The sequence below is a fragment of the Paraburkholderia sp. MPAMCS5 genome (assembly GCF_036016995.1).
Classification (GTDB): domain Bacteria; phylum Pseudomonadota; class Gammaproteobacteria; order Burkholderiales; family Burkholderiaceae; genus Paraburkholderia.
In genome coordinates this window covers 30,604-43,793 of record NZ_JAYXBK010000010.1, presented here as the reverse complement: position 1 = coordinate 43,793, position 13,190 = coordinate 30,604, and the positions used below count along the sequence as shown (strand labels likewise).

12 protein-coding genes are annotated in these 13,190 nt (G+C 63.7%); 6 read left to right on the top strand and 6 right to left on the bottom strand.

The features are described from left to right. Nucleotides 1-144: 144 nt before the first annotated feature. The 4 genes from VOM14_RS21470 to VOM14_RS21455 all read left to right on the top strand — a co-directional run bounded on the left by VOM14_RS21470 (nt 145) and on the right by VOM14_RS21455 (nt 3,301). Nucleotides 145-726 carry an IMPACT family protein gene (locus VOM14_RS21470; RefSeq protein ID WP_327630756.1) on the top strand — a complete coding sequence of 194 codons (582 nt, stop codon included), beginning with the start codon at nt 145-147 and terminating at the stop codon, nt 724-726. A 212-nt stretch (nt 727-938) separates the two neighbouring features. Beyond that, nucleotides 939-1,472, top strand: a complete 534-nt coding sequence (locus VOM14_RS21465; RefSeq protein ID WP_327630894.1) for a hypothetical protein — start codon at nt 939-941, stop codon at nt 1,470-1,472. A gap of 41 nt (nt 1,473-1,513) precedes the next feature. Beyond that, on the top strand, nt 1,514-2,134 hold the full coding sequence (locus VOM14_RS21460) for a LysE family translocator (protein WP_327630755.1): 621 nt from the start codon (nt 1,514-1,516) through the stop codon (nt 2,132-2,134). Between the two features lie 189 nt (nt 2,135-2,323). Continuing rightward, nucleotides 2,324-3,301 carry a 2-dehydropantoate 2-reductase gene (locus VOM14_RS21455; RefSeq protein ID WP_327630754.1) on the top strand — a complete coding sequence of 326 codons (978 nt, stop codon included), beginning with the start codon at nt 2,324-2,326 and terminating at the stop codon, nt 3,299-3,301. Nucleotides 3,302-3,407: 106 nt separating this feature from the next. On the opposite strand, the gene VOM14_RS21450 is transcribed toward VOM14_RS21455, so the two are convergent. From VOM14_RS21450 to oxlT, 3 genes are all read right to left on the bottom strand, one after another. Next, nucleotides 3,408-4,859, bottom strand: coding sequence for an aldehyde dehydrogenase family protein (locus tag VOM14_RS21450; RefSeq protein ID WP_327630893.1), 1,452 nt, complete (start codon nt 4,857-4,859; stop codon nt 3,408-3,410). 90 nt (nt 4,860-4,949) lie between these two features. Next, complete coding sequence (locus VOM14_RS21445; RefSeq protein ID WP_327630753.1) at nt 4,950-5,930, bottom strand: LysR family transcriptional regulator; 981 nt, start codon at nt 5,928-5,930, stop codon at nt 4,950-4,952. Between the two features lie 29 nt (nt 5,931-5,959). Then, complete coding sequence (oxlT, locus tag VOM14_RS21440) at nt 5,960-7,327, bottom strand: oxalate/formate MFS antiporter (RefSeq protein ID WP_327630752.1); 1,368 nt, start codon at nt 7,325-7,327, stop codon at nt 5,960-5,962. A 371-nt stretch (nt 7,328-7,698) separates the two neighbouring features. Between oxlT and VOM14_RS21435 the strand changes: the two genes are divergently transcribed. Beyond that, complete coding sequence (locus VOM14_RS21435) at nt 7,699-8,646, top strand: LysR family transcriptional regulator (protein WP_327630751.1); 948 nt, start codon at nt 7,699-7,701, stop codon at nt 8,644-8,646. 96 nt (nt 8,647-8,742) lie between these two features. After that, a complete protein-coding gene (locus VOM14_RS21430; protein ID WP_327630750.1) occupies nt 8,743-9,048 on the top strand; it encodes a hypothetical protein in 306 nt (101 codons plus the stop codon). Between the two features lie 53 nt (nt 9,049-9,101). On the opposite strand, the gene VOM14_RS21425 is transcribed toward VOM14_RS21430, so the two are convergent. The 3 genes from VOM14_RS21425 to VOM14_RS21415 all read right to left on the bottom strand — a co-directional run bounded on the left by VOM14_RS21425 (nt 9,102) and on the right by VOM14_RS21415 (nt 13,113). Continuing rightward, nucleotides 9,102-9,956 carry an NAD(P)(+) transhydrogenase (Re/Si-specific) subunit beta gene (locus tag VOM14_RS21425; RefSeq protein ID WP_327630749.1) on the bottom strand — a complete coding sequence of 285 codons (855 nt, stop codon included), beginning with the start codon at nt 9,954-9,956 and terminating at the stop codon, nt 9,102-9,104. A 62-nt stretch (nt 9,957-10,018) separates the two neighbouring features. Next, nucleotides 10,019-10,840 carry a fumarylacetoacetate hydrolase family protein gene (locus tag VOM14_RS21420; RefSeq protein WP_327630892.1) on the bottom strand — a complete coding sequence of 274 codons (822 nt, stop codon included), beginning with the start codon at nt 10,838-10,840 and terminating at the stop codon, nt 10,019-10,021. Nucleotides 10,841-10,917: 77 nt separating this feature from the next. After that, nucleotides 10,918-13,113, bottom strand: coding sequence for an acetate--CoA ligase family protein (locus VOM14_RS21415; protein WP_327630748.1), 2,196 nt, complete (start codon nt 13,111-13,113; stop codon nt 10,918-10,920). Nucleotides 13,114-13,190 lie beyond the last annotated feature (77 nt).

Genomic DNA, 13,190 nt, shown 5'->3' with positions numbered 1-13,190 from the left:
TTATGCGCAAAGTGCAGGGCGCGCCCGCGCCGCCGCTTAGGGAAGAGATAATGTGCCACGTCTCGCTCTTTTACGCACACAACCGGAGTCGCCGCCGCAAAAAGCTATGATTCGAGACTCATCGTCATTGAGCGGAATTACCAGGTGACTTACACGCTGTCCACGCGGCACGTCCACGAACTCGAGATTCGCAAGAGCCGGTTCATTGCGCATGCCGTCCCTGTCGAGGATCGCGACGCCGCAATGGAAGAACTGCGCCGCCTGCGCGAAGAACATCCCGCGGCCACGCACGTCTGCTGGGCGCTGCTGGCGGGCGGCCAGTCCGGCATGTCCGATGACGGCGAGCCGTCCGGCACCGCAGGCCGCCCGATTCTCGAAGTGCTGCGGCATCACGATCTCGACGGCGTGCTCGCCGCCGTCGTCCGCTATTACGGCGGCGTGAAGCTCGGCGCGGGCGGACTCGTGCGCGCGTACACGGATGCAATCGCGTCGGCGCTGCTGGATGCGCCGCGAGTCGAAAGGATCGCGCAGGCCACGCTGACCGTCGAAGTCGGCTACGCGGACGAAGCCAAAGTGCGCCGATGGATCGAAGCGCAAAGCTACGCGCTCGCGGACACCTCGCACGGCATGCTGGTGAAAATGACGATCCGCTTGCCGGCCAATACGGTCGACGACGCGAAGCGCACCCTGGTCGACATGACGCAAGGCAAAGCCGGCTTCTTCTGACGGCTGGAAGCCCGCGTCCAATTTTGAAGATGGTTTGTCCGTGGCCGCTGTTACCATGCTGTTCTCCGACGGCACGTATCACCACTGAAAGGGCCACGCTTCTGATTTCGACCGCCGCTTGTTCCCGCCCCGCGCCAGAATCGGCGCGCCAAGATTCGTTTCCGCCGCGCGCGAGCGCCTGCTCGCCGACGCCTTTGCGATACACCGTCTTCATGCGCTGCGGCCTGATCGCGTTGCCTTTGATGCTCTCCGCCTGCTCGTGGTCGTGGTTCGGCCTGAACAGCCCGCCGCGCGCCGCGGCGCATGCAACCGGCTGGCTCCGTGTCGCGCCCGCCCGTGACTTCGCCTACATGCCGGCGCAAAGCGGACGCGTGTCGCCGAACCGCATCGAAAACACGGCAATGACGGGCATCGTGCTGAAGGACAATATCAATTTGGCGGTGCGCGAGAGCATTGCGGAGCATTTGAAGGTCGCGGGCTTTCATCTCGACGACGGCAGGAAAGTGCTGAGCGGCAGCATCGAGAAATTCTCCGTGGACGACGTGCGCTCGCCGGCCATCTGGACACTGAAAATCCGCTACGTGGTGATCGACGCCGCCACGCAGAAAGTCGTGTTTTCCACCACCAGGACCGTCAAGCGCAAATCGCCGAAATTCACCAGCAACACGGTTGCCATCGAAGACACGGTCAAGCTGAGCGTGGACGCGCTGGTCAGCGACTCCGGCTTTATCAATGCGGTAAATTAGCGGCGTGCCGCGCCGACCGGCGCTTACCGTGTGAGGCTCCCATGTCCGCCACCGCCTGGCTGTTCTTTCTTCCCGCCTGCTTCGCGATCAATCTCGCGCCGGGGCCGAACAATCTGCTCTCGATCAACGTGGCCGCGCGGCATGGTTTCATGACCGCGTTCGTCGGCGGCGCCGGGCGGCTTGTCGCGTTCGCGGCCATGATCGTGCTCGCGGCCACCGGACTCGCGGTCGTGCTGCACGCGTCGGAGTGGTTCTTTCTCGCGATCAAACTCGTCGGCGCGGCGTACCTGATCTGGCTCGCCATCCAGCTCTGGCGCAGCAACGCACCGGCTATCGACACGACCCGCGACCAGCCCGCGTCGCTCGCCAGAATCGCGCGGCAAGAGTTTCTCGTCGCCGCCGGCAACCCGAAAGCCATTCTCGTTTTCACCGCGTTTCTGCCGCAATTCGTCGACATCGCCAAGCCGATGCTGCCGCAATTCGCGGTGCTCGGCGCGAGCTTTCTGGTGCTCGAATGCGTGGCGATCGCGCTGTATTCGTGGGCCGGCATGCACCTGGGCAAATGGCTCGTGCGCGCCCGCGTGCGGCGATGGTTCAACCGCTGCTGCGGCGCTTTTCTGGCGACCATCGGGCTGAGCTTTCTGCTGCTCAGGCGCGCGTGAATCGAGCCACACGCGAGGCGGCAACGCGGCCACGATCCCTGCGTCCATAAGCGATTGCTAATGCTTCGGCCCAAAAACTTTAACTATCTGTATTGGCTCCTCGCCCCTATGCTCAGTTGATGACCCGCCGCCGTGCACGGCGAGAGGCGGCATGGGCAAGCGACTTCTCATAGTCACAGGAGCGGCATCATGAAGATCTGTATCTTCGGAGCGGGAGCGATCGGCGGTTTGATGGGCGTGCAACTGGCGCGCGCCGGAGCCGATGTGAGTTTCATCGCGCGCGGCGCGCATCTCGCGGCGATGCGCGAGCACGGCGCGCGCCTGGTTATCGACGGCGAGACGGTCAGCGCGCCGGTTCGCTGCACGTCGGACCCGCGTGAACTCGGCGTGCAGGACCTCGTGATCATTACGCTGAAAGCGCATTCGCTGCCCGGCGTGGTCGACTCGATGCAGCCGCTGCTCGGCAAGCACACTGCGATCGTGACGGGCGTCAACGGCATTCCGTATTGGTACTTTTATCAGCACGGCGGCAAGTTCGCGGGCACGCGTCTGTCGAGCGTCGATCCGGACGGCAGTCAGTGGACGAAGCTCGGGCCCGAGCGCGCAATCGGCTGCGTGCTCTATCCGGCTGCGGAGATCGTCGAGCCGGGCGTGATCAAGCATGTGTACGGCAAGAAATTCCCGATCGGCGAGCCGAGCGGCGAGCGCACGCCGCGCATCCAGCAATTCCACGACATCATGCAGGCAGCGGGTTTCGAGGCGCCGATCCGCGACAACATCCGCGACGAGATCTGGCTCAAGCTGTGGGGCAATCTGTGCTTCAACCCGATCAGCGCGCTCACTCACGCGACGCTCGACGTGCTGACGAGCGACCCCGGCACGCGCGCCGTCTCGCGCACGATGATGCTCGAAGCGAAGCGCATTGCCGATCAGTTCGGCGTGCACTTCCGTGTCGATGTGGAAAAACGCATTGACGGCGCGGGCGCGGTCGGCGCGCACAAGACTTCCACACTCGTCGATCTGGAGAACCGGCGGCCGATGGAAATCGATCCGCTGCTGACCGTCGTGCAGGAAATGGGACAACTCGTCAACGAGCCCACGCCGACCATCGACGTCGTGCTCGCGCTCGTCAAGCTGCGCGAGCGCATGGCCTTGCAGGGCGATTGAACCACTCGTCCTGCGTTTTTCCGCCGCATTTGAAGTGAAAAGGATCGAACGCCGCGCGGCGTTCGATCCTTTTTGTTGCGCGGCGGGGTGCGCCCGCCGCGATGCGCTATTGGTCGATGGCGAGCCACACCGCCTTCGGCTCGGTGAAGTTTTCGATCGCGACGTCGCCATGTTCGCGGCCGAAGCCGGAATCGCCGGAGCCGCCCCACGGCAGGCGCACGTCGGTATAGCCGTAGGTGTTGATCCAGACGGTTCCCGCTTTCAGGTCGCGCGCCACGCGATGCACGCGGCCGATGTCCGCGCTCCACACGCCCGCCGCGAGGCTGTACAACGTGCCGTTGGCGATACGTAGCGCGTCGGCTTCGTCGTCGAAACGGATCACGCTCGCCACCGGCCCGAAGATTTCCTCCTGCGAGATGCGCATTTCATGTTCGACGTTGGCGAACACCGTCGGCTCGACAAAAAAGCCGCGCTCGCCGACGCGCGCGCCGCCCGTCACCAGCGACGCGCCCTCGGAGCGCCCCGCATCGACATAGCCGAGCACGGTCTTCATTTGCGCGGCGGAGATGAGCGGTCCCATCGACGTTTCGCGCAGCGACGGATCGCCCACCTTGATCGACTTTGCACGCGCGGCGAGGCGCTCGACCACTTCGTCATAGACGTCGCGATGCGCGAGGATGCGCGAGCCCGCCGAGCACACTTGCCCAGTGTTGAAGAAGATCCCCGACGCGGCCGCTCGCACCGCGTTGTCGAGATTCGCGTCGGGGAAAATCAGATTGGCCGACTTGCCGCCCAGCTCCAGCGTGACGCGCTTGAAGTTGCCGGCCGCGCCTTGCAGAATGCCGCGCCCCACCGAAGGCGAGCCGGTGAATGTCACCTTGTCCACGCCCGGATGCGCGACGAGCGCGTCGCCGACCACGCGCCCCTTCCCGGTGACGATATTCAGCACGCCCGGCGGCACGCCCGCTTCGAGCGCGAGTTCGCCGATGCGCAACGCGGTGAGCGGCGTGATCTCCGCGGGCTTGACGATCAGCGTGCAACCGCACGCGAGCGCGGGCGCGATCTTCCACATGCCGATCATCAGTGGGAAATTCCACGGCACGATGGCCGCGACCACGCCGACCGGTTCGCGCAACGTGTACGTCAACGCGTCAGGACGAACCGGCACCACCTGGCCGTTGATCTTGTCGCACCAGCCGGCGTAATACTCGAGCGTATCGATGGCGGCCGGCACATCCTGGCGCATCACGGCGGCGATCGGCTTGCCGGCGTCGAGGCTCTCGAGCGCGGCGAGTTCGTCGAGATTCGCGCGCATCAGGCCGGCGAGGCGCGCGAGAATGCGGCCACGCTCGGCCGCCTTGATGCCGTTCCACACTTTCAGCGCGGTGCGCGCCGCTTGCACGGCCGTGTCGACGTCGGCGGCGCTGCCTTGCGCAACATGCGCGATCGGCTCTTCGGTGGCCGGATTGATATCGACGGAATATTCGCCCGTGGCCGGCGGCAACCGCTTGCCGTCGATCAGCAGATCATGGCGCCTGAGGTCGGTGTCAGTGTCCATCATGAAGCTCCTTGCTTGAGATGTTGCGTGGGCCGATTGGCGAGCCGGCCTTGGGGCGAAGGCCGACGCCGCGGCAAGCTCGACGCGGCGCTAGGGCTCGTGAAGCGCCGCGCCGCTCGGTGCGGCGGCGGCCCGCGAAGGATCGTGCGGGATCGCGTCCGGCGTTGCGTGCCGCGACGCGGCATCCGTAGCTCCCGCGAATTGCGCCCATGCGGCCGCGGCATTCGGCCTGAGCGAGCGGTTGCGGCGATGCACGAGCAGCGTCGTCAATGTCAGGCCGGGCGCGAGCGGCCGGCTCACCAGCGATTCGCCGATAGTGGGCCAATGCGCGTCGACGGGCAGAACGCCGACGCCGAGACCCAGTTCCACCATGCGCAGCACAGCGGCCACATGGCCGAACTCCTGCACGGGTCGCCGCTTCACGCCGTTCGCATTGAATGCCAGCTCGAGCGCCGCGCGCACGCCCGCGTCGGCGTTCAGCGTGACGAGCGCCCAGTCGTGCAACGCGTCCCATGCGACGCTCGCGTGACGGGCCAGCGGGTGCGTCGGCGGCATCACCGCGCAAAGCGGCGTCGTGAAAACCACTTGCGCATGCAACTGATCGTTGACGAGCGGCTCGGCCAGCGAGACCACGCCGAAATCCACTTCGCCGTGCTCGACGCTCGCAAGCACGCTGTTTTGCGGCTGGTCTTCGACGGTGACGAGCAATTCCGGAAAAGCCGCCGCGCAACGCGCGAGTCCCTGCGCGACCCAACTCGACGACAACACCGGATTGCTCGCGAGAACCACGACGCCTCGGTGTCCTTCGTAGGCGGCTCGTTCTTCACGCAACGTCAGCTCGATTTCATCGAGCAGGCGGCCGATTCTTCGTTCGAGGCTCGCGCCCGCATGCGTCAGTTGGACCTGGCGCGTGGTGCGGTCGAACAGTTTCAACTCGACTGCATCTTCGAGTTCGCGCACGCAACGACTCACCGCCGACTGCGTCAGATCGAACTCGCGCGCCGCGCGCGTGAAACTCCGCTCACGCGCGACGGCGACAAACACCTTGAGTTGCTGCAACGAAACATTCATGACATCACGATCGGGGCGGACGGCTGCGCCTACTCTCCGGTCTGCTCGGGCCAGTGGCTCAACCGCGAGGCCTGGCCGTTGCCCGCGCCGGCGACGGCCAGCGTGCTTTGTTGCGACTCCTGCAAATGAGCGTCTTGCGAGTTGATCCAGCGCGCGCGCATCGGCGCAAGGAAGAACTTCGCGGAGACGCCGGCGGCAATCGTGATCACAGCCGACACGATGAACACGAGACTCCATCCGCCGGTCGCCGACAGCACCGACGCAATCGGCACGAGCAGCGACGCCGTGCCCTTCGCCGTGTACAGCGTGCCCGCGTTGGCCGCCGCATATTTGCTGCCGAAGGTATCGGCGCAGATTGCCGGGAAGATCGAAAAGATTTCGCCCCAGAAGAGGAAGATCAACGCGGCGAACGTCATGAACGCATACGGATTCGTGCCGTACTGCATCATGCCGAGCAACGAGAGACCCTCGCCGATGAAGATCGCGAACATCGTGTTTTCACGGCCGATCTTGTCCGAGATGAAACCGCACAAAGGACGCGTGAAGCCGTTGCACACGTTGTCGATGGAAAGCGTGGCGGTGAGCAGCGGCAATGTCACGCCGAAGATCGTCATCGGAAGGCGCGCGAGTCCCCAGTCTTTCGCGATCGGGCCGATCTGCGCGGTCGCCATCAGGCCACCGGCCGCCACGGCCACGAACGACACATAGATCAGCCAGAACACCGGCGTCTTGATCATCTGGCCAGGCGTGTAATCGACTTTCGACACCGCGAACTTCTTCTTCGCCGGCGTGTGCTGGCGCAGCACCGGTTTTTTCAACAGCATTGCAAGCAGGAAAATCGACACGCCCTGGATGATGCCGAAAACGAGGAACGTGTGCTCGTAGCCCGAGCGCGTGATCATGTTCGCGATCGGAATGACGGTCACCGCCGCGCCCGCGCCGAAGCCCGCGGCCGTGAGGCCCGCCGCGAGTCCGCGACGATCGGGAAACCATTTCAACGCGTTGCCCACACAGGTGCCGTACACGCCGCCCGCGCCGATCCCCGCGATCACCGCGGACGCGTACAGCACCGGCAAGGTCGTCGCGTACGAATTCATGACCCACGCGAGCCCGGCGCAAATCGCGCCGCCCGCGACGACAGGCCGAGGTCCGAACTTGTCGACGAGCCAGCCTTCGAGCGGCACCAGCCACGTTTCAGTGAGGATGAAAATCGCGAACGCGAGTTGAATCGCGGCTTGGCCCCAGTGATGCCGCGCATTCATCGGCGCGACGAACAACGTCCACGCGTACTGAAGATTTGCCACCAACGCCATGCACACCATGCCGATGACGAGCTGCCACCAACGGTTTCCCAACAATGATGCTGGGGCCGTGGTCTGTCGGGTGATATCGTCCATGTGCCTTTGTCTCCGCCAATTATTTAGTGCAGCCGGCCGAAAAGCCGTGCTGTATGCGTCCCACCTTATCGTTATGCCCCGAAAAGCCTCGCGATTCGGGAGTGTTTAATATCTGCGTCTTTAAAGCGTTTCCCTTTAAAAAGCGCCATTTATTAAGCGCCTTTATGGGAATTTCTTTATTCCGACCAATCGGCTTTCGCGTTTTTCCGCCAATCCCCGCCTTGGTCCGCCGCGCCTCGTATCCACGCGTTAACCCGAGTGTCGCGCCGGCACCTCCGCCTTCTTATACAAACCCATGCTAGGGTCATTGCTGAATTACTAATAATTAAAGTTTGTTATTATGTCGATTCACATTTGCTTATACATCGGCCATGACGATGCGCAATGCCACGCTGCGTCAATTGAAGGTGTTCGAAACCGTGGCGCGCCACCTGAGCTTTTCGCGCGCAGCCGAGGAACTGCATCTCACCCAGCCGGCCGTCTCGACTCAGGTTCGTCAACTCGAAGAACACGCCGGACTTCCGCTCTTCGAGCAACTCGGTAAAAAGATCTACCTCACGCCGGCCGGCACCGAAATGCTGCACTACAGCCGCGCGATCATTCAGCAGTTTCACGAAGTCGACGAAGCGATGAGCCAGCTCAAGGGCGTCTCCGGCGGCAAGCTGAATGTCGCGGTGATCAGCGCCGGCGACTATTTCTTTCCGCGCCTGCTGGCCGAATTCACGCGACGTTACGCGGGCGTCGTGCTCAACCTCGCAGTGCACAATCGCGAGCAACTCCTGCATCAGCTCGCGACCAACCAGACGGATCTCGCGGTCATGGTGCGGCCGCCGCATGAAATGGACGCCACGAACGAGCCGTTCGCGCCTCACCCGTATGTGATCGTGGCCGCGCCCACGCATCCGCTCGCGCACAAGCGCAACATCAGAATGAGCCAGTTGGCGAACGAGGCGTTCATCGTGCGCGAGCGCGGCTCCGATACGTGGAATTCGATGGAAGAAGGCTTCGCGGGCCGTCTGTCGAACCTGAAGATCGCCATGGAGATCAAGAGCACCGAGACGATCAAGCAGGCAGTCATTGCCGGCATGGGCATCGCCTTTCTGTCCGCGCATACGATCAGCCTGGAGTTGCAACTGGGTCATCTCGTCGTGCTCGATGTCGAGAGCTTTCCGGTCATGCTCAACTGGTACGTGGTTCATCGGAAGAACAAGCGACTTCCGCCGGTTGCCGTGGCCTTCAAACGCTTCCTCATGGAAGAAGGCGCGAACCTCATCGAGAAGATCACTCGTGTGAAGGAATTGAGCGTCTATAAGCAGTAGGCTATGGAAATCCAATAAAACTTTAACTATTGCAAATCGGTCAGTACTTCTATGCTGCAAGCGAGTTCCATCACTTGACAGCCCAGGAGGCCGATCATGAACCACGCTTCGGTTGCGACTCATGCCAGCGCGCGCGCAGTTCGCGCGAGCGCCGACCATCCCGACGATCCGCATCTGAGCGCCTACAACGCGGCGTTCAGCGATCTCGGCCTGCGCTTTCGCTGGGACCACGCCACGCTCGACGTGCTCAGGGAATTCAATAGCGAGGCGGCTCGCATTACGGCTTACATCGAGCGCTTCCATGCGCATCTTCATCGCGCGTACGACGCTGACTTTCTCGCGCAACTGATCCTGCAAAAGAAAGCGCAATACTTCAGCGCATTCGCCGCGGCCAGCGAGTGAGCGAATCGGCGGGACACTGTTCCCGCCTTGTGCGATTTCGGCTCCGGATGGGTTCATCTCTGTCGGCCAATCGTGGAGCGGTGGGATGAGCGCCGCGCTGCGCGGACACGTGTGGCGAGGCGTTGCGCACTGCCGCTGTTATGCCAGAGTCGACGGTGGCCGTATGCTGTCGCGCGCACCATGGCGGCGTCCCGTTCATGCACAGGTTCGGCGTGATCCTTTGACGACTCGCGGCTCAGCATCACATGCACGCCGATGGAAGACGCGAGCAGACTCATCGCGAGCAACGCAGCGAGTCCGAATGGCTGCGCCTGTTCGGTGGCGAAGCCGTAGCCGAGCCACGCGCACAGCAACAGCGCGGCCGCGTTGACCATGTCGTGCCCAGGACGCGCCGGCACGCGACGCGGCAGCACACCGCGCAATTTGCAAAACGCCATCGCCGATGTCGCGAAGATCAGCGCGCCGGTGAACACCGCCACATAGAGTTCGATGCGCTGGAGATTCGCTTGAGCAATAGACGCGAGCGACGATGGCGAGAACCAGTAACGCGCCACGCCCGCGAAGACGACGGAGAAACCCATGCCGCTCGCAAGCAATGCAACGAGAAGCGGACGTCGCGTGAGATTGCGGCGGCGCACGAGCCATGCGCCGGCCAGCGCGCCCGCGAGCGCCGCGCACACCACGCCATCGCTCGCGCCGAGGCCCGCCGCCAGCACGGCCGCGAGCATCGCAGCCAACGCGCCGGCGTGCCAGTAAGGCCGTCGTCTGAACGTAGCGTGCGCGGCGTGGAAGCGCCGCGGTTGCAACGGCAGTTGCCCGGCCGCCGCGAGCACGGAGCCGAGCGCCAACGCGGCCGTCAGCGAGACGAACATTCCGAGCCACACGGCACTGTCAGAAGCTTGCGGCACGCGTGCTCCTTCGTGTTGTGATGCAATGCCGCGAGCTTGTGGCCCGCAGATCGATCCATCGTTCAGATAAGTCCCGCCATCACGCCGGGGTCCGGCGTTTCCTGCACCGCCGCTTGCGCGGCGTTCAGCGTATTGCGCAGCGTGCCGATTCCGTCGATGCGAACCGACACCGTCGCGCCGTCCCTGATCGACCCCACGCCCACCGACGTACCGCATGCGATCACGTCGCCGGGTTCGAGCGTGAGATCCTGCGAGATGAGACTCACCTGCTCGGCCGGCGTGAACACCATGTCGGAGAGCGGATAATTTTGCCGCTCGACGTCGTCGAGCATCGTCACGAGATGCGCGCTTCGCCAGGCGAAACCGGAGACGATCGCGGGTCCAATGCAGCAGAACGTATCGAAGCCCTTCGCGCGGCACCATTGCGGAAAATGCGGATTCTCGTTCAGCAGGTCTGCGGCGGTCACATCGTTGACGAGCGTGTAACCGAAGATCGCGCGCGCCGCTTCTTCCACGCTCGCATTGCGACACCGGCGGCCGATCACGATGCCAAGCTCGCCTTCATAGACAATTTTTCCCGCGTAGCCAGGCGGCCGCCGGATCGGCTCGCCGGAGCCGATCACCGAGGCCGCCGGCTTCAGCAGGAAAAGCGGATGCGACGGCACCGGCTTGTCGAGCTTCGCGGCAAGCGCGTGATAGTTGTTCCAGAGCGCGACGATCTTGCCGGGCGCGCACGGCGCGAGCGGCGTGAGCGCGCGCGTCGAGAGCACGGCGCCGGTCGGCACCGGCTGCTCCAGACTTTCGTACTCGTGCAGATAGGCACCTTCGATGCGGCCGAATACCACGCCGCCATCGTTCGACATGAAACGCATCCACGTATCCATATGCCGCTCCTTGAGCGCTTCGGCACGGCTTTCCTTGTTCATCGCGAAGAAAACCGTGCCGCCCTTCGTTTGACGCGTCAGATCAATCCAGCGCCCCGTGCCCACTGATACTTCGCGCCGAGCACCGCAACGGGAATCTCCGTGGAATACGCATACGCGGGCACACCATGCGCGTACAGATATTCGGCGGCCTCTTCCACCTGGACATCGCCCGCGAGCGATGCGACGATCGGCTTCTCGATGCCGCGCGCCTTCATCTCCTCCTTCACTTCGACAACGAGTCGCGCGAACACCATGGGCGGCGTGATGATCGTGTGCCAGTAGCCGAGAATGATGGCGTGGATGCGCGGATCTTCGAGCCCGAGGCGAATGGTGTTCTGGTACGTCGAAGGCGGCTCGCCGCCCGTGATATCGACGGGATTGCCCGCCGCGCCGAACGGAGGAATGAACTTGCGGAATGCGGCGTCGAGATCGGCGGGCATGGTCATCAGCGACAGACGGTTGTCCACGCACGCATCGGACAGCAGCACGCCTGAGCCGCCCGCGCCCGTGATGATCACCACGTTCTCGCCCTTCGGCGTCGGCAGCTTCGGAATGCCGCGCGCGAATTCGAGCAGATCGCGCAGCGAGCGCGCGCGGATCACGCCGCATTGCTTGAACACATCTTCATAGATGCGGTCGTTGCCCGCGAGCGCGCCGGTATGCGAACTCGCGGCGCGCGCACCGAGACTTGTGCGGCCCGCTTTCAACACCACCACCGGTTTTTTCTTCGACACGCGCGCCGCCGTTTCCGCGAAGGCGCGGCCATCTTTCAGGTCCTCGCAATGCTGCGCGATGATGTCGGTGTTCTCGTCCTGCTCGAAGAATGTGAGCAGATCGTCTTCGTCGATATCGGACTTGTTGCCGAGCCCCACGATTGCCGACACGCCCATCTTCGCCGAGCGCGAGAAGCCGATGATCGCCATGCCGATGCCGCCGGACTGCGACGACAGCGCCGCCTTGCCTTGCACATCGTACGGTGTGCAAAACGTTGCACACAGGTTCTTCGGCGTGTAGTAGAAGCCGTAGATATTCGGGCCCATCAGGCGAATGTCGTATTCGCGCGCAATCGCCACGATTTCCTGCTGGCCCTCCACATTGCCGGTTTCCGCAAAGCCGGACGGAATCAGCACCGCGCCGGGAATGTGCTTCTTGCCCACTTCGGTCAGCGCGCCGGCCACGAATTTGGCGGGAATCGCAAACACGGCTACGTCGATATCGCCCGGCACGTCCAGCACGCTTTTATAGGCCTTGTGTCCCATGATCTCGTCGGCCTTCGGGTGGATCGGATAGATCTCGCCCTGATAGCCGCCGTTGATCAGATTCTTCATGACCGAATTGCCGATCTTGCCTTCTTCCGCCGACGCGCCGATCACCGCGACGCGGTCCGGCTTCATGATGCGGTTCATCTGCCGCACGATGTCTTCCTGGCTCGGCCGATAGCGTTCGACAGGCGGCGCGAAGTCGAGCACGATCCGCACGTCGGCGGCAATCGCGCCGCGCTTGCTGGCGAACACCGGGTTCAGATCCAGTTCCGAGATTTCGGGGAAATCGGACACGAGACGCGACACGCTTTCGATCAGCCCGGCGAGCGCCTCGCGGTCCACCGGCTCGCCGCCGCGCACGCCCTTGAGCATGTCGGCCGCCGCGATGCCGTCGAGCATCGAGCGCGCGTCATCACGCGTGGCCGGCGCAAGTCGAAACGTGATGTCCTTCAGTACTTCGACGAGCACGCCGCCAAGACCGAACGCCACCAGCTTGCCGAACGACGGATCGGTCACCGCGCCGACGATCACTTCCTGGCCGCCGCCGATCATCTGCTGCACCTGCACGCCGAGCAGGTTGGCCTGCGCGTTATAGCGCTTCGCGTTCTCCATGATCGTGCTGAAGCCTTGCGCCACATCGGCGGCATTCTTTACGCCGACGAGCACGCCGCCTGCTTCCGTCTTGTGCAGAATCTCCGGCGACACGATCTTCAACACGACCGGAAAGCCGATTTCCGCCGCGGCTTGCGCGGCTTCCTCCGCGGTCGTGGCGAGCGCCTCTTTCGGCACCGCAATGCCGTAGACGTCGCACACGAGCTTGCCTTCCGGCGCGGTGAGCGAGGTGCGGCCCTCCGCCTTGGCGTGATCGAGAATGTGCCGCACGACTTCTTTATTAGCGACCGACGCACGCTCGTTCTGCGTATGAGCGGTGCCGCGTTCCTTCAGTGAAAGCGAGTCTTCGTATGCCATGTGCTGCCGTCTCCAATGCGGGTTCGAAAGGCGCCGCCCGGCACCGCGCTCGCCCGACTGGCGAGCGGCGGGCGGCC

What these genes read in the sequence shown, in the direction of transcription:
- oxlT (WP_327630752.1), bottom strand. Translation starts at nt 7,327, where the DNA reads ATGGACGATATCACCCGACAGACCACGGCCCCAGCATCATTGTTGGGA.
- VOM14_RS21430 (WP_327630750.1), top strand. Translation starts at nt 8,743, where the DNA reads ATGAACCACGCTTCGGTTGCGACTCATGCCAGCGCGCGCGCAGTTCGC.
- VOM14_RS21435 (WP_327630751.1), top strand. Translation starts at nt 7,699, where the DNA reads ATGACGATGCGCAATGCCACGCTGCGTCAATTGAAGGTGTTCGAAACC.
- VOM14_RS21445 (WP_327630753.1), bottom strand. Translation starts at nt 5,930, where the DNA reads ATGAATGTTTCGTTGCAGCAACTCAAGGTGTTTGTCGCCGTCGCGCGT.
- VOM14_RS21455 (WP_327630754.1), top strand. Translation starts at nt 2,324, where the DNA reads ATGAAGATCTGTATCTTCGGAGCGGGAGCGATCGGCGGTTTGATGGGC.
- VOM14_RS21415 (WP_327630748.1), bottom strand. Translation starts at nt 13,113, where the DNA reads ATGGCATACGAAGACTCGCTTTCACTGAAGGAACGCGGCACCGCTCAT.
- VOM14_RS21460 (WP_327630755.1), top strand. Translation starts at nt 1,514, where the DNA reads ATGTCCGCCACCGCCTGGCTGTTCTTTCTTCCCGCCTGCTTCGCGATC.
- VOM14_RS21420 (WP_327630892.1), bottom strand. Translation starts at nt 10,840, where the DNA reads ATGGATACGTGGATGCGTTTCATGTCGAACGATGGCGGCGTGGTATTC.
- VOM14_RS21450 (WP_327630893.1), bottom strand. Translation starts at nt 4,859, where the DNA reads ATGGACACTGACACCGACCTCAGGCGCCATGATCTGCTGATCGACGGC.
- VOM14_RS21465 (WP_327630894.1), top strand. Translation starts at nt 939, where the DNA reads ATGCGCTGCGGCCTGATCGCGTTGCCTTTGATGCTCTCCGCCTGCTCG.